Source organism: Corynebacterium sp. HMSC074C11 (genome assembly GCF_001809455.1).
GTDB classification, from domain to species: Bacteria; Actinomycetota; Actinomycetes; order Mycobacteriales; family Mycobacteriaceae; genus Corynebacterium; species Corynebacterium amycolatum.
On the sequence record NZ_KV797729.1, the window covers coordinates 124933 to 147969 of the forward strand.

General features: G+C 57.5%; 18 protein-coding genes. 9 read left to right on the top strand and 9 right to left on the bottom strand.

The annotated features are described in order from the left end of the window. The first annotated feature begins 24 nt into the window (after window positions 1-24). Window positions 25-2301: a sensor histidine kinase gene (locus HMPREF2614_RS04355; protein ID WP_070560314.1), complete on the top strand. Its 2277-nt coding sequence runs from the start codon at window positions 25-27 to the stop codon at window positions 2299-2301. Continuing rightward, window positions 2294-3052, top strand: a complete 759-nt coding sequence (locus HMPREF2614_RS04360) for a response regulator transcription factor (RefSeq protein ID WP_224786551.1) — start codon at window positions 2294-2296, stop codon at window positions 3050-3052. The genes HMPREF2614_RS04355 and HMPREF2614_RS04360 overlap by 8 nt, the downstream gene beginning before the upstream one ends. Here the strand turns inward: HMPREF2614_RS04360 and HMPREF2614_RS04365 are convergent. Then, the gene (locus HMPREF2614_RS04365; RefSeq protein WP_049181024.1) at window positions 3049-4680 is read right to left on the bottom strand and encodes an ABC-F family ATP-binding cassette domain-containing protein; all 1632 of its coding nucleotides are present in this window, start codon (window positions 4678-4680) and stop codon (window positions 3049-3051) included. The two genes, HMPREF2614_RS04360 and HMPREF2614_RS04365, sit on opposite strands and share 4 nt — an antisense overlap. A gap of 20 nt (window positions 4681-4700) precedes the next feature. On the opposite strand from HMPREF2614_RS04365, the gene HMPREF2614_RS04370 reads away from it, so the two are divergent. Together HMPREF2614_RS04370 and HMPREF2614_RS04375 are read left to right on the top strand one after the other, a co-directional pair. Next, window positions 4701-5909, top strand: coding sequence for a lycopene cyclase family protein (locus tag HMPREF2614_RS04370; RefSeq protein WP_038625398.1), 1209 nt, complete (start codon window positions 4701-4703; stop codon window positions 5907-5909). A gap of 98 nt (window positions 5910-6007) precedes the next feature. After that, complete coding sequence (locus HMPREF2614_RS04375; RefSeq protein WP_038625396.1) at window positions 6008-7471, top strand: amino acid permease; 1464 nt, start codon at window positions 6008-6010, stop codon at window positions 7469-7471. Between the two features lie 396 nt (window positions 7472-7867). On the opposite strand, the gene HMPREF2614_RS04380 is transcribed toward HMPREF2614_RS04375, so the two are convergent. The 7 genes from HMPREF2614_RS04380 to HMPREF2614_RS04410 form a co-directional block, all read right to left on the bottom strand. Further along, window positions 7868-8332, bottom strand: coding sequence for a metal-sulfur cluster assembly factor (locus tag HMPREF2614_RS04380; RefSeq protein WP_038625394.1), 465 nt, complete (start codon window positions 8330-8332; stop codon window positions 7868-7870). Beyond that, a complete protein-coding gene (gene sufU, locus HMPREF2614_RS04385) occupies window positions 8325-8840 on the bottom strand; it encodes a Fe-S cluster assembly sulfur transfer protein SufU (RefSeq protein ID WP_038625391.1) in 516 nt (171 codons plus the stop codon). Before sufU ends, HMPREF2614_RS04380 begins: the two co-directional genes overlap by 8 nt. A 20-nt stretch (window positions 8841-8860) precedes the next feature. Beyond that, entirely contained in the window at window positions 8861-10114 is a 1254-nt protein-coding gene (locus tag HMPREF2614_RS04390) for a cysteine desulfurase (protein WP_049181021.1), read from the bottom strand. After that, window positions 10107-10868, bottom strand: coding sequence for a Fe-S cluster assembly ATPase SufC (gene sufC / locus HMPREF2614_RS04395; protein ID WP_038625387.1), 762 nt, complete (start codon window positions 10866-10868; stop codon window positions 10107-10109). The genes HMPREF2614_RS04390 and sufC overlap by 8 nt, the downstream gene beginning before the upstream one ends. Before the next feature lie 93 nt (window positions 10869-10961). Further along, on the bottom strand, window positions 10962-12152 hold the full coding sequence (gene sufD, locus HMPREF2614_RS04400) for a Fe-S cluster assembly protein SufD (protein WP_038625385.1): 1191 nt from the start codon (window positions 12150-12152) through the stop codon (window positions 10962-10964). A 5-nt stretch (window positions 12153-12157) separates the two neighbouring features. Then, window positions 12158-13624 (bottom strand): Fe-S cluster assembly protein SufB, encoded by a 1467-nt coding sequence (gene sufB / locus HMPREF2614_RS04405; RefSeq protein ID WP_049170616.1) that lies wholly within the window; start codon window positions 13622-13624, stop codon window positions 12158-12160. Continuing rightward, window positions 13621-14319: a helix-turn-helix transcriptional regulator gene (locus tag HMPREF2614_RS04410; RefSeq protein ID WP_038625383.1), complete on the bottom strand. Its 699-nt coding sequence runs from the start codon at window positions 14317-14319 to the stop codon at window positions 13621-13623. Before HMPREF2614_RS04410 ends, sufB begins: the two co-directional genes overlap by 4 nt. A gap of 186 nt (window positions 14320-14505) precedes the next feature. On the opposite strand from HMPREF2614_RS04410, the gene mptB reads away from it, so the two are divergent. From mptB to HMPREF2614_RS04430, 4 genes are all read left to right on the top strand, one after another. Further along, window positions 14506-16245, top strand: a complete 1740-nt coding sequence (mptB, locus tag HMPREF2614_RS04415; RefSeq protein WP_049181019.1) for a polyprenol phosphomannose-dependent alpha 1,6 mannosyltransferase MptB — start codon at window positions 14506-14508, stop codon at window positions 16243-16245. A 25-nt stretch (window positions 16246-16270) separates the two neighbouring features. Next, the gene (locus HMPREF2614_RS04420; RefSeq protein WP_070560316.1) at window positions 16271-17239 is read left to right on the top strand and encodes an ABC transporter ATP-binding protein; all 969 of its coding nucleotides are present in this window, start codon (window positions 16271-16273) and stop codon (window positions 17237-17239) included. Further along, window positions 17239-18042: an ABC transporter permease gene (locus HMPREF2614_RS04425; protein WP_038625377.1), complete on the top strand. Its 804-nt coding sequence runs from the start codon at window positions 17239-17241 to the stop codon at window positions 18040-18042. Before HMPREF2614_RS04420 ends, HMPREF2614_RS04425 begins: the two co-directional genes overlap by 1 nt. 93 nt (window positions 18043-18135) lie before the next feature. Further along, window positions 18136-19149 (top strand): COX15/CtaA family protein, encoded by a 1014-nt coding sequence (locus tag HMPREF2614_RS04430; RefSeq protein WP_038625373.1) that lies wholly within the window; start codon window positions 18136-18138, stop codon window positions 19147-19149. A gap of 419 nt (window positions 19150-19568) precedes the next feature. Here HMPREF2614_RS04430 and HMPREF2614_RS04435 read toward each other — a convergent pair whose 3' ends face one another. After that, complete coding sequence (locus HMPREF2614_RS04435) at window positions 19569-20510, bottom strand: heme o synthase (protein ID WP_049181017.1); 942 nt, start codon at window positions 20508-20510, stop codon at window positions 19569-19571. 263 nt (window positions 20511-20773) lie between these two features. On the opposite strand from HMPREF2614_RS04435, the gene tkt reads away from it, so the two are divergent. Beyond that, window positions 20774-22873, top strand: coding sequence for a transketolase (gene tkt / locus HMPREF2614_RS04440; RefSeq protein WP_070560318.1), 2100 nt, complete (start codon window positions 20774-20776; stop codon window positions 22871-22873). Window positions 22874-23037: the final 164 nt, after the last annotated feature.

Below are 23037 nucleotides of genomic sequence, written 5' to 3' on the forward strand. Positions count from 1 at the left end.
AAGCAAAAGGAATGTGATTGTCGCATGGAGAGGTGGAATCCCGATTCGGCACTTGCCGGACAGTCACCATCAATTGAAATGTCTGTGCTGCGATCCGGTGCGATTATTATTGCCGTCACCGGATTTTTGTGGCAGATTGAATCGGCTATTCGTTCTGTCCCCTTAGAAAACTTTCTGAGCCACTGGTTCCCTTTTGCATCACTACTCATATTCATTCTCAGCGATATGTTGCTGATTTGGGCAGTGATCAACAATACGCGGCGAGGCCTTATTGCCGCACTGCGTGTACCGATGTACATCATGTTGGTTTTCCTGATGTTGGTTTCAACCTATTGGGATCTGCCTCATAACTCCATTGGAAATGCACTCTGGTATAGCCCATTTTCAGGTTTGGCCCTCGCTGCATTTGCGCTGACGGTGCCACTCCACATCAGTTTGTCCGTGATGGTATTTGTTCCCGGACTGATTGCCGTCATTAATTCATGGTTGCTGGGGCACACTTTTTGGCTCGACATGTTGTCGGATGTCGGATTCAATCTCATCAACACTTTTCCATTTGTGATTATCGCGGGCTCTGCACAACCCGTCGCAAGGCTTATTGACTACACCTACGAGAATTCTCGGAAGGTCAATGAGAGAGCGGAGCGTATGCGTGTCCGCGGAGAGGCAATGAGTAGCTTCAACGCCTATGTTCATGACTATGTATTAGCCGCACTGTCTGCAATTGGTAAGGGCTCTAAGATTGACTTCTCGCTAGACGAGCAGACTGGGCTGTTTTTCTCGCCTCGGCAAACAGTAAGCGGTCGAACTTTTGCGGAGGCTGTACGGGCGCAATTGCTGTCGGTGAGCTCTGACATTTCGGTAACGCTAGATACCAGCGAAGAAGGCGGTCCAGTTCGTCTCCCAGGAGAAGTTGCTAACACGTTCCTATTAGCTGCAACTGAGGTGGCAAATAATGCCAAGCGTCATGCAGGTACCACGGCGGAAAAGAAGTGCCACATTCGTGTTGCCTCTGGCGAGGTCTCCATTGATTTTCGTGATGATGGCAGCGGGTTCGACCCCGAAGGAATTGACCCGCATCGTGCAGGTATTCGATTAAGTGTTAAAGGTCGAATGGAGGCCCTTCGTGGCGGAGATGCCGACGTTAAATCAAAACCTGGGAAAGGTACTCAGGTTATTCTCAAATGGCACGGTAATACCTCTCCTGTGGAAGAGGAAGATGTAGTCGATTCCTCGGCTCATACGACATCGCTGTATGACCTCATGGGAATGTCGATTGTTTTTTCCTGGCAGTTCTACGGCGCGATCGTCGGCGTGTTGTTCATGGTCCTAGTCAGTAATGGGCAATTATTTACGACGGCAGGACAAATCAGCCTGGCGTTAGCGATCGGTCTTCTCGGGCTAATTATGTATGGTCGCCATTCGCAATTGCCGTTAAATCGCGCATTTGTAATTGGTGTCGCAATTGTTGTATTAGCTGGGGTTGGGCTTTACCAGCCCATTCCAAATAATTTGGAATGGTCGTATTTCTGGCACTTTAGCTTAATTTCTTTTGCGTCTGCATTGCTCGCCATCCGCGGCCGACCCTGGGTTGCACTGAATTCAGTGCTCGGTGGCGCAATCCTGGTGGAGATACTCAAGTTCTTCCCCTTTGCCCCCTCGGATTCCACCCACATCAGTATCTCTGGAGTCGACCTGCTAGTTCGCTCCGTGATGCTGGTCGCTGGAATTTTGACGTCCATCATGGTCCGCTTCTTTATGCGTACCGTTCCGCAGTCTATTCAGGATTATAATCGTGCGCTGTACACTGCCGGTGCTGCCAAAGAGTACGAAATCAGCAGCCAGAGCAACTACGAATGGCTGCAGCGTCAGGTCGGTCCCATATTTAGCGCCGCTGCAGTTTTGGATAAACCGACCCCGCGATTGCAGTTGCGTGCGCGTCTCACAGAGCAGCTCCTCCGAGACGTTCTACGTTCGCCGCATCTAAATGTCGGGTCACTTCACCAAGCTGTTTGGGACGCGCGGGCCAGAGGCGTTCATGTCCGGCTCCTCGATGACCGCAATCACACGCAGGCCGTTTCCGGTAGCACCGATGTGCGCCGTATTCCGCTTGTCGACGATGATTCCGCGGTGGCTAAGTTGATGCCGAGCTTCCTTGAAGCTATCGATAACGCCGAAGAAGGATCGGTAACAATTCGTCTATTGCCCCCGGGCAGACGTGCATTTGCATCCATTTCTGATGACAATGGAGTGCAAAGGTTTGATGAAGCCGGTGAGAGGATAGTGATGTCACGTGACTAGGGAGAACATTGCGGGAATGAGCAATGCTTCCATCGACGTCTCGGCTGCAATTGACTCCGACAACATCGGAGATTACAGCGTGCAGTCGGATCGTTTGCTTCGCGTTGCTGCGATTGATGATCATGCCTTGACGCTGCAGGGGCTCGAAACCCTGCTGTCTGCAGAGCCAGACTTTGAGCTCGTCGGCTGTTATCAAACTGTGCCGGCACTACTGGCTGATGTGGGCACCGATGATCGCCTGGATGTGGTCGTGCTGGATCTGCGGCTGGCGGATAATTCAGATCCAGCGCAGAACGTGCTCTCGCTGGAATTGGTCACCGACCACGTGCTCATTCTCTCGTCAGCTGAAAGCCCATACCTTGTCCGAAAGGCAGTGCGTACCGGAGTGATGGGGGTTGTTCAGAAATCGGAAACCCCGGAGACAGTCGTGTCTGCGGTCCGGCTGGCGGCGCTTGGCAAGGGCGCGCTGACTACGGAATGGGCATCGGTAGTGGACTCTGATCCCCTGCTCGATTCTGTCGATTTGTCAGAACGCCAGCGTGAGGTACTGGAGCTCTACGCCTCCGGCGAGTCGACGAAGCGAGTCGCGTCGATGACAGGGCTGACACCGAATACCGTGTTGGACTACTTGGGCCGCATTCGAGCCAAGTATGCGGCAGCTGGCCGGGCCGAGAACAGCCTTAACAAGTCGGAGATGTATAGGCTCGCCCAGCAGGACGGTTACCTGCCTGGGCCAATGGATCCGTCTTAAGCCAGCTCGACGATTTCCATGTAGTCGTCACTCCAGAGGTCTTCCGTGCCGTCGGGAAGCACGATGACGCGCTCGGGCTCTAACGCCTTGACCGCACCTGGATCGTGGGTAACCAGTACGACGGCCCCGGTGTATGTACGCAGTGCGTCGAGCACCTGTTCGCGGGACTGAGGGTCGAGGTTGTTAGTGGGCTCGTCGAGAAGCAGGACGTTTGCGCGGGAGCTAACCAGTGTCGCCAGCGCTAGACGTGTCTTCTCACCACCGGAGAGGGTACCCGCTGGCTGCTGCAGCTTATCGCCGGAGAACATAAAGGCACCGAGCAGGCTCCGCAGTTCCGGCTCGTTGACGTCAGGGCAGGCGTAGACGGTGTTTTCCCAGACAGTCTTGTCCGGGTCAATCGTGTCATGTTCCTGGGCGAAGTAGCCGATGCGCAGGCCGTGGCCGGAGACAATGCCGCCTTCGCCATCGGTGCGCTCCACACCGGCGAGTAGCTTCAGTAGCGTCGTCTTACCAGCACCGTTGAAACCGAGGACAACCACGCGGGAACCCTTGTCAATCGCAAGATCCACACCGGCGAAGACTTCCAACGAGCCATACATCTTGGTCAGTCCCGTGGCGTTGAGTGGAGTCTTGCCACAGGGCGCCGGCTCTGGGAAGGAAATGTGGGCGACCTTGTCCTCGACGCGGACCTCGTCGAGACTATCCATCATACGCTCAGCACGAGCCACCATCTGCTTGGCCGCACGGGCTTTCGTCGCCTTCGCACCTAGCTTCTCGGCCTGCTTGCGCAGTGCGCTGGCCTTCTTCTCCGCGTTAGCGAACTCGCGGCGACGTCGAGCCTCATCGGTCGCGCGTGCCGACAGGTAGTTCTTCCAGCCCATGTTGTACACATCAGCTTCGGCGCGCACCGCGTCGAGGAACCAGACTTTGTTACACACGGCCTCGAGCAGCTCGACATCGTGCGAGATCATAATCAAGCCGCCCTCATGCCTGCTGAGGAATTCGCGGAGCCAGGTAATCGAATCCGCATCGAGGTGGTTCGTCGGCTCGTCGAGAAGCAGTGTCGTGGCGGATTTGCCTGAGCCTTCGGTAGCGGCGAAGAGAATCTGAGCAAGTTCGACACGGCGGCGCTGACCACCCGAGAGCGTCTTCAGAGGCTGGTCGAGTACACGCTCCGGCAACCCCAGCGCGTCACAAATGCGGGCGGCCTCAGCGTTCGCCTCGTAGCCGCCGAGATCGTGGTAGCGCTCCTCGAGACGCGAAAACTTCCGAATCGCCGCATCGCGCTTCGTGTCAGTGGTCGCGGTCTCCATGATCTCCTGCTGGCGATCCATGCTCCGGCGGATTTGGTCAAGGCCTCGCGCCGACAGCACACGGTCGCGGGCGGAGATGTCGATGTTGCCTTCGCGTGAGTCCTGTGGCAGGTAACCAATCGAGCCAGAGCGCACCACGGAGCCACCGTAGGGCTCAGTTTCGCCGGAGAGGATACGCATAGTCGTCGTTTTGCCAGCACCATTTCGCCCGACGAGTCCAATCCGGTCTCCCGGCTGGACGCGCAGCTGCTCACCCGGCGCAGTGAGCAGGGTACGGGCGCCGACTCGGACTTCAAGGTCATGGGTCACAATCACGAACGAGTAGCCTACCAGTTATGACTTCATTTCCCGTGACCGCCTCCGTCGTCGGCCTCGGGCCCGCCGGAAGAATCGCCGCCCACCGCGCATCCGCTCGCGGCTGGGATGTCACCGCTTACGACCCCGCCGGTGGCACACTGCCCTCGACGATTGGTCTCTGGTGCGACCAACTCCCCGACTGGTTGCCCAGCGATTTCCTCGCCGCCACTTTTCAACCCAGCGTCATTCTTGTCGACGGCACCGAACGTCAGCTCACCCGCACGTACGGCGTTGTTAACAACGACTGCCTGCAAAAACTTGGCGGTTTCCGCATCGAACGCCGCTCGCTCACCGATTCCGAATCCACGGGTGCTGACATCACGATTGTCACCACCGGGCGCGCACACGCCGCAGTCGGGCGAGGTGGGCAGGTACGGCAGCTTGCCATCGGGCACATCTTTTCGCTTGACGACGTCCCTAGCGCCCACCGCCGCGCAGTCCTCATGGACTTCACTCCAGCAGACCTGAATGCCCCAGAGACAGAGCCGGCTAGTTTCTCCTATCGCATTTTCTTGGATGACAGGACCTTCCTCATTGAAGAGACCATTCTCGCTACTCCGACTCCTATGGTTGCCGGGCATCTCGACGAAACCGGTGCGGCAGTCGGCACCGGCGGTAAGGCCGATGACTCCGTACTTCTAGAGCTGTTGCGGAGACGCCAAAAAGCACGGTTGAAGTCCCTGGAGCTCTCGGAAGATCTGGCCATTGACGAAGAAGTGGTGTCCTTTCCCCTACTGGCAAACTTTCCCTCTCGCCGCGGTGCCTTGACGCACAACGGACCATCCATGGGCACCCTCTTCGGCTTTGCAGGCGGTTGGATGCATCCTGCCACTGGTTACTCGGTGGAGTCGGTTATCGAAGATGTCGACCGTTTCTTGGCCGATATGGAAAAGAAGGGAAGCCGGTCGCTGGGGACGTCGTTAAGCATGCGATTGCAGCGATGGCTACGCGAACGTGGACTCGCGGCGTTGCTGGGGTTCGATGCACGACAGACGGGTGCGTTTTTTCGGGCGTTCTTTTCGTTGCCGGAGAAGGACGTGTTTGCCTATTTGATAGGGACATCCCCACTGACGACGCTTCGCGCTATGGCGAAAGTGGCAGTGCCTTTGCTGAAAAAGAGTCCGCGAACGTGCGGAAAGCTCATCGCAGGGTTTATGCGGGGACCTGGGAGATGGAGAAATCGTTGACGGGAAGCATATACATCAGCCGATTTGTGGGGTGATACCAACAATTAAAGCGGTGTGGTTTTTGCATTCACCGGAGTGGAAACGCTTATGATAAGTGAATGACTTCGACGCAATCTGAGGAGAATTCCTCACACAACCATAAGCTTCAGCGCAGGCTGAGAGCTCGCCACCTGAACATGATTGCCATTGGCGGTGCCATTGGCACGGGCCTGTTTGTTGCCTCCGGTGCGACCATTTCGCAGGCCGGTCCAGGCGGTGCGCTCATCGCTTACGCCCTTATCGGCATCATGGTGTGGCTGGTTATGCAGTCTCTCGGCGAGATGGCCGCCTACCTGCCAGTGCCCGGTTCCTTCCAGGAGTACGGTCGCCGATACGTCTCAGAATCCTTCGGCTTTGCCATGGGCTGGAACTACTGGTTTAATTGGGCGATTACTGTGGCCGCAGAGCTCGTCGCTGCTGCACTGGTGATGCGCTATTGGTTCCCGGATGTGCCTTCAATCGTCTGGTCCGCGCTCTTCCTCGCGATTCTATTCGGGCTGAATGCCCTGTCCGCACGTGCATTCGGCGAGGGTGAGTTCTGGTTTGCGACCATCAAGGTCATTACCGTTATCGTCTTCCTCGTTCTTGGTGTCGGCATGATTTTCGGCATCTTGGGTGGGTCCTCCCCCGGCTTTGAAAACTGGACCACGGGCGATGCCCCATTCGTCAACGGCGGAATGGGACTGCTGGCCGTTTTCGTCGTAGCCGGCTATTCCTTCCAGGGCACCGAGATGGTTGGTGTAGCAGCAGGTGAGGCTGAGGATCCTGAGCGCACCATTCCCCGCGCGATTCGCACTATCTTCTGGCGTATTCTGCTGTTCTACATCGGTGCCATCGCTGTTATTGGTTTCCTTATTGCGTACACTGACCCGAATCTTCTGAACGCGGCTGAGGACAACATTTCCATTTCACCGTTCACTCTGGTCTTTGAACGCGCAGGTATCGCGATTGCCGCTGGCCTGATGAACGCCGTCATTCTGACTTCGGTGTTGTCTGCGGGTAACTCCGGTATGTATGTATCCACTCGTATGCTGTTTTCCCTGGCTCGCCATGGACAGGCTCCGCGTTACTTCGGCAAGCTTTCCGGGCACGGCGTTCCGCTGCGCGCTCTGATCGCCACCGCTGTCATCGGTATGGCTGGCTTCATTACTTCATTGGTAGGCGATGGTGCGGCGTACACCTTCTTGCTGACGCTCTCTGCGCTCGCGGGTTTTATCACCTGGTTTGGTATCTCTTTCAGCCACTACCGCTTCCGCAAGTGTCTGAAGACCCAGAATATCCCGTTGGATTCGCTTCCCTACAAGGCGAACTTTTTCCCCGCAGGTGCTGTGCTGGCACTGATTATGTGCTTCTTTGTGGTGGCCGGACAGGCACTTGACCCGATTCGCACTGGCGAGAATATCTTCGCTATCCTCACTCCGTACCTGGGTATTCCGGTCTTCGTCCTGCTGTGGTTCATCCATAAGAAGGCAACGGGCTCTAAGCTCGTTGACCCGGCCACCGCAGACATGAGTCGCGAATAGCTGCGAATAGCTGTGAATAGCTAATGCATCTCGCATCGAACTCTCACGACTCGGATTAGCAGTCGAAGACAATAGCGACCCCGCTTGGCACTCTTTTAGCGCCAGGTGGGGTCGCTTTTTAACTCTAAATCGGACAACCCTAAAAAATTATGGGCCGCACGTGAGAATACGGGCTGCAAATGTGAAACTGTGCGAGTTTATGACACTTTCAGATCATTTTTCGGGCCATTTTTGACATAAATGCAGTCAGTAACTCTCATCGCCCTACCGATGCCAGCCATAAACGTAGTCAGTAACTCAAAAACAAACGAAAAAGTGCCTAGCTGAACGAGCCAGGAGCTCGTCGCCAAGCACTTTTTACGTAGCGGTGCACTCATCACCGCTGTCACTGATCGTCTAGACCGAGAAGCCGAGAGCGCGCATCTGCTCGCGGCCTTCCTCGGTAATCATGTGCGGGCCCCATGCCGGGGACCAGACCCAGTTGAGGCGGAAGTCGCGGATACCCTCGACCTTCATGACCTCAGAGGCAGTCTGGTCGGTGAGCATATCGGTCAGCGGGCAGGCTGGGGACGTGAGAGTCATGAAGATAGCGGCAATGTCGCCTTCTTCTATCCAGATGTCATAAACCAGGCCCAGGTCCACGACGTTGACTCCGAGTTCTGGGTCAACAACCTCGTACATAGCCTCTTCAACCTGGATGGCGAGCTTGTTATCGGCTTCGGTCTGCTCCGGTGCCGGCGGGACGGTGATGGACTCGTACGCATCCCCCTCATCGATTGGAGCGCCAGTGGTCATGGTGTCCTCGTCGACAGCGTCAGGCTGTGCGGGCGAGGTGGCGTCAATAGCGTTTGGTTCAGTCATGGTGGTGGCCTTCCTCGTCAGCGGTAACAGTTACAGTCGCGGTGCCAACGCCGTTGCCTTCAGCGGCGTTGGCCAGAGCCTCAGCGGTTGCGGCCTGGAAAGCTTTCCAACCGAGAAGTGCGCACTTCACACGGGCAGGGTACTTAGAGACACCAGCGAAGGCAATGCCATCGCCGATAATGTCCTCGTCGCCTTCAATCTTGCCACGGGACGTGACCATCTTCTCGAACTCGGTGAGTTTGGCCATGGCCTCGTCGACAGTCTTGCCGACAATCTCCTCAGCCATAACTGAGGTGGAGGCCTGTGAGATAGAACAGCCCACGGCGTCATAGGAGACGTCATTGACGACGGTGAGGTCGTCGTTCAGGGTGACGCGAAGCGTGAGTTCATCGCCACACGACGGGTTGACATGGTGCACTTCCGCGTTGAAAGGCTCCCGCAAACCTGCGTGCTGCGGATGCTTGTAGTGATCCAGGATGACTTCCTGGTACATCTGCTCGAGCTTCATGTCCCTCTCCTTTCTTAAAGTTACGGGGTGACACCGAAGAACTTCTGGGCGTGGCGCACTGCGTCGGCAAGCGCCTGAACGTCCTCTTCCGTGTTGTAGATGTAGAAGGATGCCCGGGCGGTCGACTGAGCGTTGAGAATCTGGTGAATCGGCCACGCGCAGTGGTGTCCGACTCGGATGCACACACCCTGGTCGTCGAGAACCTGGCCAAGATCGTGCGGGTGAATGCCCTCGACCTTAAAGGACACGGCAGAGCCACGCTGCTCTGGGGTAGTCGGACCGATGATGGTCACGCCGTCAATTTCCTGCAGCTTTTCCAGCGCGAGCGCGGTCAGGCGGTGCTCATGAGCCGCCACCTTATCCATACCGATGGCATCCAAGTACTTCACCGCAGCACCAAGGCCGACGACCTGAGAAGTCATCATGGTTCCCGCCTCAAAGCGCTGCGGAGGCGCTGCGAAGGTGGTCTTCTCCATGGTGACGACCTCAATCATCGAGCCACCAGTGAGGAACGGTGGCAGAGCCTCCAGCAGTTCCCGGCGAGCGTAGAGCGCACCGACCCCGTTGGGGCCGAGCATCTTATGGCCGGAGAACGCTAGGAAATCCACATCGAGATTCTTGACATCGACAGGCATATGCGGCACCGACTGGCAAGCATCGAGGACTACCAGAGCACCGACCTCACGAGCACGGCGCACCATTTCCTCCACATCGGTGACTGCACCGGTGACGTTTGACTGATGGGTAAAGGCCACAACCTTGGTCTTGTCGCTGAGCTTCAGCGAGTCCATGTCAATGCGGCCGTCCTCAGTCACGCCGTACCAACGCAGTGTCGCGCCAGTGCGACGAGCCAGCTCCTGCCACGGCACCAAATTCGCGTGATGCTCCAGCTCAGTGACGACAATCTCGTCACCCTCGCCGACCTGGTACTGACCTGCGCGGTCGTCGCCAAGCACAAATGCCACTGTGTTCAACGCTTCGGTGGCGTTCTTGGTGAAGACCAGCTCGTCGTAGTCGGCGCCGATGAAGCCTGCGATGGCTTCGCGGGCATCTTCGTAGGCGTCCGTGGCCTCCTCAGCAATCTCGTAGGCACCGCGGTGCACCGGGGCGTTGTGGTGGGTTAGAAACTCCACCTCAGCATCGATGACCTGTTTCGGGCGCTGCGAGGTCGCTCCGGAGTCCAGGTAGACCAGCCGCTTTCCGTCACGGACAGTGCGCGACAGAATCGGAAAGTCCTCGCGTAGTGATGGGCTGAGTAGTTCGGCGTTAGGCATTGATGAACTTCTCGTAGCCGTGCTCTTCCAGCTCGTCTGCAAGCTCCGGGCCGCCGGAGGTGATGAAGTGACCATCGTGGAAGACGTGGACGTAGTCCGGCTTCACGTAGTTCAGGATGCGCTGGTAGTGAGTAATGATCAGGATGCCGCCGTCGTTTTCGTTCTGGTAGCGGTTAATGCCGTCGGAGACGACGCGCAGAGCGTCGACGTCAAGGCCGGAGTCAGTCTCATCCAGGATGGCGAACTTCGGCTTCAGCAGGTCGAGCTGCAGAATCTCGTGACGCTTCTTCTCGCCACCGGAGAAACCCTCGTTTACGGAGCGCTCGGAGAACGACGAATCGATCTCCAGGTCAGCCATTGCCTCACGGACCTCCTTGACCCAGTGGCGCAGCTTCGGAGCTTCGCCACGGACAGCGGTTGCTGCAGAGCGCAGGAAGTTGGACATGGACACGCCGGTGACCTCAACCGGGTACTGCATCGCCAGGAAGAGGCCAGCCCGAGCGCGCTCATCGACGCTCATCTCCAGCACGTTCTCGCCGTCGAGCAGAATCTCGCCTTCGGTGACTTCGTAACGGGGGTGACCTGCGATGGTGTAGCTCAGGGTGGACTTACCGGAGCCGTTCGGCCCCATCACAGCGTGGGTCTCGCCAGAGTTGATCGTCAGGTTGACGCCCTTCAAAATCTCCTTGGGCTCAGCAGACTCGTCGGTCGGCAGCACCTGCGCGTGGAGGTTACGGATTTCCAAAGTGCTCATAGTGAAATCTTTTCCTTTAATCGGTGTAAGTGGCCTGCTCCCCCGGTGCTACCGGGGTGACAGGGCGGAAAGGGTGAGAAAGAAGATAAGCGGTTAGAAGCCAGCGGTGTTGAGCTCTTCGTCAACGAGTTGCTCAAGCTTCTCGCGAACGGACTCGACCGGAATCAGGTTGATGACCTCGCTGAAGAAGCCGCGAACCACCAAACGGCGGGCTGCCATTTCGGGGATACCGCGGGAGAGCAGGTAGAACAGCTGTTCCTCGTCGAAGCGACCAACGGTAGCAGCGTGACCAGCACCAGCGATTTCACCGGTTTCGATTTCCAGGTTCGGAACTGCGTCGGCACGCGCGCCCTCGGTGAGTAGCAGGTTGCGGTTGAGCTCATAGGTATCGGTGCCCGTGGCCTCTGCACGAATGAGCACGTCTCCCACCCACGCGGTGCGGGCCTCACGATGAGCGACATTCGGCTCGCCCTGCAACGCGCCCTTGTACATGACGTTGGAGCGGCAGTTCGGCACAGCGTGGTCTACCAGCATGCGGTTTTCGAAGTACTGACCGCCATCGGCGAAGTACACGCCCAGCAGATCGACGTCGCCGCCCGGTGCCGTGAATGCAACGCGTGGAACGATACGGACAACCTCGCCACCGAACGTTGCGACGGTGTGGCGCAGCGTGGCATCACGGCCGACGCGAATATGGTGAGCAGAGCCGTGAACTGCATCTTCGTTCCAGTTCACCATGGTCACGACGCTCAGCTTAGCGCCGTCGCCGATTACGAACTCAATGTTGTCCGCGAACGTGCCGCTGCCACGGTAGTTAATCACGCAGACGGCCTCGGCGTGGGACTGCACATCAATGACGATATGGCCGTAGGAAACGTTGTCCTCGCCCGGGCCATCGATGTCAATGACGACCGGTTCCTTGGAAACCGAATTCTTCGCGAAGGTCACGATGTGTGCATCGTCGAAGTTGGAGTACGCCTGTGCTGCCACGCGATCCGTCGGGGTACCGGCGCGGCCGAGGCGTTCGTCGTCACGCTTGACGACGTCCACAGCGACACCATCCTGACCGCCAGTCTCGACCAAAATCGACGCTGCAACCGGATCGGCGGCGGTGCCGTTGTGGAGACCGCGAAGTTTGCGCAGCGGTGTGAACTTCCACTCCTCATCCTTGCCATGCGGCACGGAGAAGTCCTCCACGTTGAAAGATGAGAAAACGTCGCCCTTGTTCGCCAGCACGCGGCGGCTATGAGCAGCCTGGTTTTCGTTGTTAATCGTCGTAGTCATAGGTATTAACCGACCGAACCTTCCATCTGCAGTTCAATGAGGCGGTTGAGCTCGAGGGCGTATTCCATCGGGAGCTCCTTGGCAATGGGCTCGACAAAGCCACGCACGACCATGGCCATTGCATCTTCTTCTTCGATGCCGCGGCTCATCAGGTAGAAAAGCTGATCGTCAGAGACCTTGGAAACCGTTGCCTCGTGGCCGAGGGTGACGTCGTCCTCGCGGACATCCACGTACGGGTACGTGTCCGAGCGCGAAATCGTGTCGACCAGCAGCGCGTCACACTCGACGTTGGAGTGTGAGTGCTTGGCACCCTTGTTGACCTGCACCAGACCGCGGTAGGCAGCGCGACCACCGTTGCGGGCCACGGACTTGGACACGATGTTGGAGCTCGTGTGCGGAGCCATGTGCACCATCTTGGCGCCGGTGTCCTGGAACTGGTCCTCGCCAGCCATAGCAACGGACAGCACCTCGCCCTTGGCGTGCGGACCAGTCATCCACACTGCCGGGTACTTCATGGTGACCTTGGAACCGATGTTGCCGTCAATCCACTCCATGGTTGCACCCTCTTCGCACTTGGTGCGCTTGGTAACCAGGTTGTAGACGTTGTTCGACCAGTTCTGGATTGTGGTGTAGCGGCAGCGGCCGCCCTTCTTCACGATGATCTCCACAACAGCCGAGTGCAAGGAGTCAGACTTGTAAATCGGAGCAGTACATCCCTCGACGTAGTGCACGTAGGCATCCTCATCGACGATGATGAGGGTGCGCTCGAACTGGCCCATGTTCTCGGTATTAATACGGAAGTACGCCTGCAGCGGGATGTCCACGTGGACGCCCTTTGGGACGTAAATGAAGGAACCGCCCGACCACACTGCGGTGTTAAGCGCAGAGAACTTGTTGTCGCCAGCAGGAATAACGGTGCCGAAGTACTCCTTGAATAGCTCCGGGTGTTCCTTGAGCGCAGTATCAGTGTCCAGGAAGATAACGCCCTGGCTCTCCAAATCCTCGCGAATCTGGTGGTAGACAACCTCAGATTCGTACTGAGCGGCGACACCGGCGACCAAGCGCTGCTTCTCCGCTTCCGGAATGCCGAGCTTGTCGTAGGTGTTCTTAATATCCTCCGGAAGATCTTCCCAGGTCTGGGCCTGCTTCTCGGTGGAGCGAACGAAGTACTTAATGTTGTCGAAGTCGATGCCAGACAAATCCGCGCCCCAGGTGGGCAGCGGCTTGCGGTCGAAGATTTCCAGAGCCTTCAAGCGACGCTCGAGCATCCACTCAGGCTCGTTCTTCTTAGCCGAGATATCGCGAACGACCGCTTCAGATAGGCCGCGCTTCGCGGAAGCGCCAGCGGTATCCGGGTCGTGCCAACCGAACTGGTAGGCACCAATAGACTCAATAATCTCTTCGTCAGTCTGCGGAGTGGCAGCCTTCGTGGATTCAGCCACGTCGGTGGAGTTCTCATGGGCGAGGGTCATTGTCCGCTCCTTTCATGTGGCAATTCAGTAAGTGTCTTTGTTACGGGAGTGAGTGGGATATTTGTGGTGCAGATACCGTTACCATCAGCGATAGTCGCTAACGGTTGGGTGTGCTGCCCTAATAATTTACTAACGGCTTCATGCTCCGCCGCGCAGAGCTCCGGAAACTCGGAGGCTACGTGGCTAATTGGGCAATGGTGCTGGCAAATCTGCACGCCGCCAGTGTTCTGGTTGATAGTTGCCGCGTATCCGGCCCGTCGAAAAGCATCGACGACGGCCTCTACGACCTCTTCCTTCTCTGCGTCCTGCCCCACAGGGGTGACGCCGAGCAGAATGTCATCAATGCGCTGACGGGCAAACTGGGCAACTGCCTGCTCACCGCCGGCCTTGCGCAGTGCGGTCAGAGCTGCGCTAGCAAGATCGTCGTAAGCGTGTCCGAATCTAGCGCGGCCCCGGTCTGTCAGACGGTAGGACTTTGCTGGCCTGCCTCGGCCTCGGGGGCCAGTACTGGGCGCCGGAGCGGTTTCGGCGAGACCTTCGTCCACCAGAATATCGATGTGGCGACGGACTCCTGCAGCGGATAGTCCCAGGGTGTCAGCGATAAAAGTCGCGGACGCCGGGTTGTGTTCCAGAAGTAATTGGAGAATGCGCTTGCGCGTATCACCGTCATTGACGGTCGGTTTCCGATCAGCCATGACTGGTGAGTCACCTCCTGCGATTGGACTGCTGGATCATAAAAAGGTGTCTAGGTGGCTCAGCGAGGCAAATATCCCACTTGCGCCGCTGGTGTATTAGACAACACAATTGTGTCGTAATTGGTGCATAAAGTCCAACGCATTTAAATATCAATGCAACGTCGCTGATTAGAACGCCCTTTCGGCGTGTCGAATCGTCTACTATGTGACCTTGTGAAAACTAACCGACCCGCCCCGCGCCGCTCGTCCACCTTCGACGATGCTCTCGGGGTGCGTGACGTCATTCCGAAAATTGGTCTGGCTGGTTCCAGGTCGGCAACCCTCCACCAAGGCTCAGAACAGCCGCTCCAACACCGCATCAATTACCGCGAACTCCGACGCTTCACCTGGCTGCGTTGGCTGGGTACTCTTGGGTCGATCTTTATTATGGTCACCGGGATTGGCGCAGGCGCGACACCGGTGGTTGGAAATGAGTTTTGGGGTACACCACTCGGGCTGATCCTCGGTCGAATGTTGGTGGCAACGACAATCGTCACCTTCGTGGGGATTGGCATGTTAGTCACAGCCTGGTTGGGTGTCGGAGCTTTTGTTCTGGCCGGTGCGCGGACTCGCGTCACCGCGGTGACCACTCCGATGCTCATACGCACCTACGCGGCATGGGTATTGCCCTTGGTGTTTACCGCTCCCCTGTTTACGCAGGATATCTACTCATATTTGGCGCAGGCTGCAATTGTGGAGCGGGGTATGGATCCCTATCTCGCAGGACCTGTTGACCTATTGGGAGCCAACGACCCACTGGCCCGATCGGTGCCATTGATTTGGTCGCACTCTCCGAGCCCGTACGGCCCCACAGCCCTCGCAGTGGCATGGGGTATCGCCAAGATAACCAGCGACGGGGTGATTGCTTCCGTCTTTCTACACCGACTCGTCGCCATCGTTTCGCTTCTCGTGGTGTCCTGGGCGCTGGTGCAGCTTGGTCGCCGCTGCGGAGTTAGCTCTCAGTTCACCCTATGGCTGGGCACGCTCAATCCGCTGGTATTGCTGCACCTGGTGGGCGGTATCCACAACGAGGCCCTGCTGCTTGCACTCCTGCTCGTTGGCCTCGAACTGTGTCTACGCGCTATCCACGGTCCTGCGCAATCGATGGAGCCCGATGAGCTGCCAGAACCCGGACCAATCGGACACGAGAACCAAAGCCGAGGAAGATCATGGGCGCTGTATGCAGGCGGTATTGTGCTCATCAGCCTCGCCGGAATGGTCAAAGTTACCGGTTTCGTGGCGCTCGGCTTTGCCGGCATGTGGCTGGCCAGAAAGTTCGGCAGCACCTGGAAGGCCGTTGCTCTTTCCGCAGTAGTGACGGGCGCAATAACCGTCGTCACGGCAGTCGTTGTTTCCTTAGGAACTGGTCTGGGCTTTGGTTGGATCACCGCGCAAGGTGGCGCCGCGACGGTGCGCAGTTGGATGTCGCTAACTACCCTGCTCGGGATCATCGCTGGTTTCTTCGGGAGGCTCCTGGGGCTCGGCGATATCAGCGACAGTGCTTTGCTGTTTACCCGTGGCATTGGTGTAGCGCTAGTGGCTGCCTGGCTCCTACGCATGCTGTTAGCGACGTTCCGTGGTCGCATTCACCCGCTCGGCGGCTACGGCCTAGCGATGTTCGCTCTAGTAATCCTCTTCCCCGTCGTGCACCCCTGGTACTTGCTATGGGCCATCGTGCCGCTGTCCGCTTGGGCCAACCGGGTACAATTTCGCATTGCCGTGGTTCTGTACTCGGCAATTTTCAGTTTTGTAGTACTACCACGCGGCCTGGGGTTGCCTCCGGGTACCGTCGCTCAGATTTACCTACTGGCGTTGGTATTCTTCGTCGCAGTCATGCTCGTCATCTTGGCGTACTCGACGCGATCTAAGGTATTTCGCCTTCATTAAAACTGTGAGATTAGACTGACTAACCGTGAATAACGCTGCCAATTCTCCTGCTCTGCGCCTTGAGAACGTAACGAAGAAATTCGATGACGTTGAGGCTGTATCAGACCTTTCGCTTTCCCTGGATCGAGGTAGGGTTCTTGCGCTTCTCGGCCCCAACGGCGCTGGTAAGACCACAACCGTTGAAATGTGTGAGGGCTTCATCAAGCCGGATGAAGGGCGAATTCGCATTCTCGATCTCGACCCGGTCACTCAAACCACAGCACTGCGCAGCCGCATTGGCATCATGCTCCAGGGCGGAGGTGCCTACCCCGGTGTTCGCGTTGGCGAAATGCTGAACCTAGTTGCCAGTTACTCCGCAAATCCGCTGGACACTGATTGGCTCCTTGAAGTCGTAGGCCTAGAACGCCATCGTAAGACGAACTACCGCAGGCTCTCGGGTGGTCAGCAGCAGCGACTGTCGCTCGCATGCGCCCTGGTCGGACGTCCGGAGCTGGTGTTCCTCGACGAGCCGACAGCAGGCCTCGATGCCCAGTCCCGTCTAGCCGTCTGGGATCTCATCTCGTCGCTGCGCCGGGATGGGGTCACCGTAGTCCTGACAACGCATCTGATGGACGAGGCTGAATCGCTTGCCGACGACGTTGCGATTGTCGACCGAGGCCATTTAGTTGTGGCCGGCACCACCGAGGAGATCACTAGCGCAGGCGCATCGGCGCTCCATGGGACGTCGTCAGGCACTGCTATGAAGGTCAGCGTTCGAGGCAGCCTTGACTTCGAAGAGGTCAACCGCAGCTTTAGCGAGTCTGGTCTTTCGCAGCGTCTGCAGCGTTCTGGCGGTGGAGAGTTCTCATTGATTGGTGAGGCTTCACCGCGCGCCCTGACTGTATTGGCCCAGAGTTGCGAGCGACAAGAGGTGTTGATCACCTCGTTGAATAAGGCGACGCAATCGCTTGAAGATGTCTTCTTGCAGATCACTGGAACGGAGATGAGGAGCTAATGACTACCGCACCGAGGTCTGATGCCTCCCGCTTTGCTAAGGGCACTTTCGCCCCGGAGCCGCAGCGTTCGGACATGGCGACGTTGGTCATGTCGCAGGCGCGGTTGGAGACGAAGCTCTTCTGGCGGCACGGTGAGCAAATGCTCCTCACCATCATTATCCCGTTGGCGATGCTCATCGGCCTGGTGATGGTGCCTGTGTTGGAACTCGATGATCCGCTCGAGCGCATCTTCCCCATGGTGCTGGCGATTTCCGTCATGTCTGCAGGTTTTACGGGGCAGGCAATTGCCGTGGGCTTTGACCGTCGTTACGGAGCCCTGAAGCGCATCGGTGCCTCAGGCGTGCCACCGTGGGGCATTATTGCAGGCAAGATTGTGTCGGTCTGCACTACCGTCACGTTGCAATACATACTGTTCAGCCTCGTGGGGCTCGCTCTTGGCGCAGAGCTTTCGATTGGCGGCTGGCTGTTGGCTTATGTGGGGATGCTTCTGGGAACGTTCGTCTTTACTTCATTGGGCTTGCTCATGGGCGGCACGTTGGGGGCCGAGCTAATCCTAGGTCTCGCCAACCTGATCTGGTTTATCCTCATTGGTGCGACTACTTACGTGGCCGTTGCACCATCGTTAGATGGCATCAGCTCTGTGCTGCTGCACCTCTTGCCGTCCGTCGCGCTTACCGACGTAATCTCCGCGGCATTGGCCATGTCTGTCCAATGGTCAGCTGTCGGGGTGCTGGTTGTGTGGGGTGTCCTTGGCGCTGCACTGGCAGCTCGCTGGTTCCGTTTTGATATGCCGAATGATTAGGACGTTGCCGGGGAATCTGCATAGAAAAGCGCAGCCCAACGCAGGGGTTTGGCTTATTACCATTTTCCGCCAGCATGGGTAGAATTTCTTAATGTGAATACTGCAGATCGAAGTTTGCCCCTATCGTTTTTGCCGCTGACACCAATCGGGCGCCAGAAGCTCTATGCGCTTCTCGTATTGATTGCACAGGCGGCAATCGCGGTAACCGGTTCTATCGTCCGAGTTACTGGTTCAGGTCTCGGTTGTGCTTCGTGGCCAGAATGTCACCCGGGCAGTTTCGTTCCTGTTGCCGGGGAAGCAGAAATGCTCCATCAAATTATTGAGTTCAGCAATCGCCTCCTCACCTTTGTACTGGTTGCGCTCACGCTTCTGCTTTTCCTTTCGGTGATGCGTGTTGGGCGCCGTAAGGAAATCAAGCTGTTGGCGTTCCTTAACGGTCTCGGCGTTATCGTCCAGGCTGTTATCGGTGGCATTTCCGTGTGGGTTGATCTGAAGTGGTACGCCGTGGCCCTGCACTTCCTGCCATCGATGATTTTGGTCTGGCTGGCTGGCATGCTTTTCGTTAAAATCTCTGAACCTGACGACGGTACTGCTACCCGCATGTACCCGCGCTATCTGCGCTATCTGGCTGCCGCCTCCGGTTTGGCTCTGACGATGACGCTGATTACCGGAACTATGGTCACCGGTGCGGGACCACATGCTGGAGATGCCTCGGTGCTCCCGGAGGATCGCCTCCAGCTTCCGATTGTTGACTTGGCGCATATCCACGCTGGTTTTATGTACCTCTACCTTGGCCTGGTTATCGGTCTGATTTTTGGTCTGCTGGCCTCGGAAGCGTTTGCACGTGTGCGTAAGGTTGCCATCGCACTCGTTGTGTTCATTTTGGCTCAGGGCGTGGTTGGAATGATTCAGTACTGGTCCGGTGTACCGGAGGCATTGGTGCCGGTTCACGTTGCCGGATCTGGTATCTGCACCGCTTTGACTGCAGTACTTTTCCAGCACGGTTACCGCACTGTCGGCGGTAGCGCAGTAGTGACCGGGTCTCTGGAAGGCGATGCGGCTGCCGCAATTGTCGCGTCGGAAAAGAATGCTGAGGTTACCGCGTAGCTAGCTGCTGGTCAGCGGCTGTATTAACCACTGTGGTTACCGGCTGTTGATTCCTGCTCGAACCGCCTAAACACGCACTTTGATCTCGGCGTGTTTAGGCGGTTTTGCTGTCTGCTCGGCTTTGTGTGCTCGGATGTGTTTTCCCAGTGGCTAGCGGGCTGCGCGAGCGATGCTAGGGGCGGTGCGGGGGCGGGCTGCCCACCTATCGATCCGAGTTACTGACTGCGTTCATGACAAAAATGTCCCGAAAAATGGTCTGAAAGTGTCATAAACTCGCACAGTTTCACATTTGCAGCCCGTTTGCACACACAAAAAGAGGCCCTCCCCGGCATTGGGGAGGGCCTCTTCGAGGATTAACAGCTAACTGGGGAAAGGGCCGGGTCTGGCTCCCAACGCAGCTACCCTAGAACGCAACTACCCTAGAACATGCTTAAAACTGTCTGCAGTCCGAGTACAGCATCCAGCGAAAGCGCCACACACACGATGGACAAGTAGTTGTTCGACATGAAGAACAGCTTCATCGGCTTGATCTTGCCACCGGTCTTAACGTGACGGTGCAGGTCGATGGCGCCCCACAGGAACCAGGCACCAGCGCCAACCGCGCCAATCAGATAAATCCAACCAGCGTACGGAACCAACAGCAGAGTGGTAATCACGGTTGCAGCGGTGTAGTAAATAATGCGCTTGGAAACGATGATTGCCGGCTTGACCACTGGCATCATCGGCACGCCAGCGGCCTTGTAATCCTCCTTGTAGCGAAGCCCCAGCGCCCAGGTGTGCGGCGGAGTCCAGAAGAAGATGAGCAGGAACAGGATGAAAGCCTGCCACCAGTGAGCGAGCCCCGTAATCTCCGGGTTGTTGTCAGTGATGACGGCCCAGCCAACCATCACCGGCATACAACCCGCAGCGCCACCCCAGATTACGTTCTGATCAGTTCGGCGCTTCAGCCACAACGTGTAGACGAAGATGTAGAACGCAATCGTAATCAGTATGAAAACGGCGGCCAGCAGCGAGTTACATAGCAGCCACAGCCAGAGGAACGACGCAATCATCAAGATGGTGCCGAAAATTGCTGCCGCGCGACGGCTAACCTGGTTGCGCGCGAGCGGGCGCCGACGAGTGCGGCGCATCTTCTGGTCAATGTCGTAATCCATGACCATGTTGAAGGTGTGCGCTGCCGCTGCACCCATCCAACCACCGAACAGGGTGAGAAGAATCAGTCCAACGTGTACATGACCGCGATCAGCCTGAAGCATTGCGGGAATGGCCGCGACGAGCAGGAGCTCAATAATTCTTGGCTTAGTCAGTGCAATATACGCCTTGACTGTTTCCAACAAAGCAATGTCCCTTTCACGCGCCATAAACAAAGCCCCCCGTCTACAGATAGTCGGATGCAACGGTCGGAAAGTTCCCGACGAGTTTTTCCGCAAAATAAAATGAGGGGCAGGCAATCAGTTTACCGATAATCATAACGGTTCCAATAATGACCGTCGTAAAGCATGTGCGGCGCGCCCTCTGATGCTTACCTTCGAGCTATTCGGCCCGGTTTAAACCGAGCGCGCGTATTCCTAGTTAGTATGGAAGAGATCTTTACTAATCCATTTGGATACTAGGAGTCATTCACGTGACACTGTCGACTGAGCATGAAGCACGGGTTGTTCGCAACTACCCCTCGGACTGGTCTGACTTGGACACGAAGGCCGTAGATACGGCTCGTGTGCTGGCTGCAGATGCCGTGGAAAAGGCAGGTTCGGGACATCCCGGCACTGCTATGAGCCTCGCACCGCTGGCTTACTCTCTCTACCAGCGCGTTATGCGCCATGACCCGAAGGATACGAAGTGGATCGGCCGTGACCGTTTCATTCTCTCCTGTGGTCACACCTCTCTGACGCAGTACGTCCAGCTCTACCTCGGCGGTTTTGGCCTGGAGCTCGATGACCTGAAGGCACTGCGTACGTGGGACGCCCTCACCCCGGGTCACCCGGAGTACGGCCACACTGACGGCGTGGAAATCACCACTGGTCCGCTGGGTCAGGGTCTGGCTTCGGCTGTCGGTTTTGCCATGGCTTCGCGACGGGAACGTGGGCTGTTCGACCCGGAAGCTGCTCCGGGTGAGTCTCCGTTCGATCACTACGTGTACGTCATTGCTTCTGATGGTGACGTTCAGGAGGGTGTCACTGCCGAGGCCTGCTCACTGGCCGGCACTCAGCAGCTGGGCAACCTGATTGTCTTCTGGGATGACAACGGCATCTCCATCGAGGACGACACCACTATTGCTTTCACCGAGAATGTGGCGGACCGCTACCGTGCTTACGGCTGGCAGGTCATTGAGGTCGACGGCGGCGAGGACGTCGCAGCACTCGAGGCTGCTGTCGAGGAGGCCAAGAAGGATACGGAGCATCCAACCTTCATTCGCGTTCGCACTGTAATCGCTTACCCGGCTCCGACCAAGATGAACACCGGTGCTTCGCACGGTGCTGCTCTTGGTGGCGAGGAGATTGTCGGCATCAAGGAAGCTCTCGGCTTCGATACCGATAAGAGCTTTGACATCGCTGACGAGGTCATTGAGCACACCCGGAAGCTGGTTGAGCGCGGTGCTGAGGCTCACGCGCAGTGGCAGGTTAAGTTCGACGAGTGGGCTGCGACCAACCCGGAGCGCAAGGCTCTGCTGGATCGTCTGACCGCCGGCGAGCTGCCAGAGGACTTCGACGCTGAGCTGCCGACGTGGGAGCCGGATGAGAAGGGCGTTGCCACCCGTAAGGCTTCTGAGGCCGCGTTGCAGGCACTGGGTAAGGCTCTGCCAGAGCTGTGGGGTGGCTCGGCCGACCTGGCCGGCTCCAATAACACTGTCCTGAAGGGTGAGCCGTCCTTCGGTCCGAAGTCCATCACCACCGGCACCTGGACCACCGACCCGTACGGCCGTAACCTGCACTTCGGTATCCGTGAGCACGCCATGGGGTCGATCCTCAACGGCATTCTGCTCCACGGTGGTACCCGTCCGTACGGCGGTACCTTCCTTATCTTCTCGGACTACATGCGTCCGGCTGTCCGCCTGGCATCGCTGATGGGCATCTCCCCTATTTATGTCTGGACCCACGACTCCATTGGTCTGGGCGAAGACGGCCCGACGCACCAGCCTGTTGAGCAGCTGGCTTCACTGCGCGCTATCCCGGGTGTGTCCACCGTCCGTCCGGCTGATGCTAACGAGACCACTCAGGCTTGGTCCGCTGTTCTCGAAGGCGAGGCAGGCCCGAAGGCTCTGGCTCTGACCCGCCAGAACGTTCCGGTTCTGGAAGGCACGAAGGAAAAGGCCGCCGAGGGCGTCCGGCGTGGTGCGTACGTGCTTGTCGACGGAGCCAAGGAGACCCCGGACGTCATTCTCATGGCTACCGGCTCGGAGGTTCACCTCGCTGTCGAGGCCGCTGAGAAGTTGGCTGAGGAAGGTGTCAGCGCCCGCGTTGTCTCCGTCCCGTGTCTTGACTGGTTTGAGCAGCAGGATGAGGCCTACCGTGAGCAGGTCCTGCCGAAGGCGGTCCGCGCTCGTGTTTCGGTTGAGGCCGGTATTGCTATGCCGTGGTACCGCCACCTGGGCGACGCTGGTCGCGCGGTCTCCTTGGAGCACTTCGGTGCCTCGGCTCCGTACAAGGAGCTGTTCGAGAAGTTCGGCATCACCGCTGACGCTGTTGTCGATGCGGCCAAGGAATCTATCGAGGCTGCTAAGTAAGATTTGTTCAACCTGGCGCTATCGGCCGCTGTCGGTACGGGATTTGTGAAAACCGTACCGAGCTCCGGTGGCGCCAGTATTGTTTGTGGCGCACAGTAGTTTAAAGACACACAGTATTTAGAGAAGTCTTTAGACAACGAAGCGGTATAGACAGAAAGGCGTTA

Coding starts and splice junctions, on each gene's coding strand:
- sufC (WP_038625387.1), bottom strand. CDS start 10,868: ATGAGCACTTTGGAAATCCGTAACCTCCACGCGCAGGTGCTGCCGACC.
- HMPREF2614_RS04380 (WP_038625394.1), bottom strand. CDS start 8,332: ATGACTGAACCAAACGCTATTGACGCCACCTCGCCCGCACAGCCTGAC.
- HMPREF2614_RS04410 (WP_038625383.1), bottom strand. CDS start 14,319: ATGGCTGATCGGAAACCGACCGTCAATGACGGTGATACGCGCAAGCGC.
- HMPREF2614_RS04390 (WP_049181021.1), bottom strand. CDS start 10,114: ATGCCTAACGCCGAACTACTCAGCCCATCACTACGCGAGGACTTTCCG.
- HMPREF2614_RS04425 (WP_038625377.1), top strand. CDS start 17,239: ATGACTACCGCACCGAGGTCTGATGCCTCCCGCTTTGCTAAGGGCACT.
- HMPREF2614_RS04435 (WP_049181017.1), bottom strand. CDS start 20,510: ATGGCGCGTGAAAGGGACATTGCTTTGTTGGAAACAGTCAAGGCGTAT.
- HMPREF2614_RS04375 (WP_038625396.1), top strand. CDS start 6,008: ATGACTTCGACGCAATCTGAGGAGAATTCCTCACACAACCATAAGCTT.
- sufB (WP_049170616.1), bottom strand. CDS start 13,624: ATGACCCTCGCCCATGAGAACTCCACCGACGTGGCTGAATCCACGAAG.
- sufU (WP_038625391.1), bottom strand. CDS start 8,840: ATGAAGCTCGAGCAGATGTACCAGGAAGTCATCCTGGATCACTACAAG.
- HMPREF2614_RS04370 (WP_038625398.1), top strand. CDS start 4,701: ATGACTTCATTTCCCGTGACCGCCTCCGTCGTCGGCCTCGGGCCCGCC.
- sufD (WP_038625385.1), bottom strand. CDS start 12,152: ATGACTACGACGATTAACAACGAAAACCAGGCTGCTCATAGCCGCCGC.
- HMPREF2614_RS04355 (WP_070560314.1), top strand. CDS start 25: ATGGAGAGGTGGAATCCCGATTCGGCACTTGCCGGACAGTCACCATCA.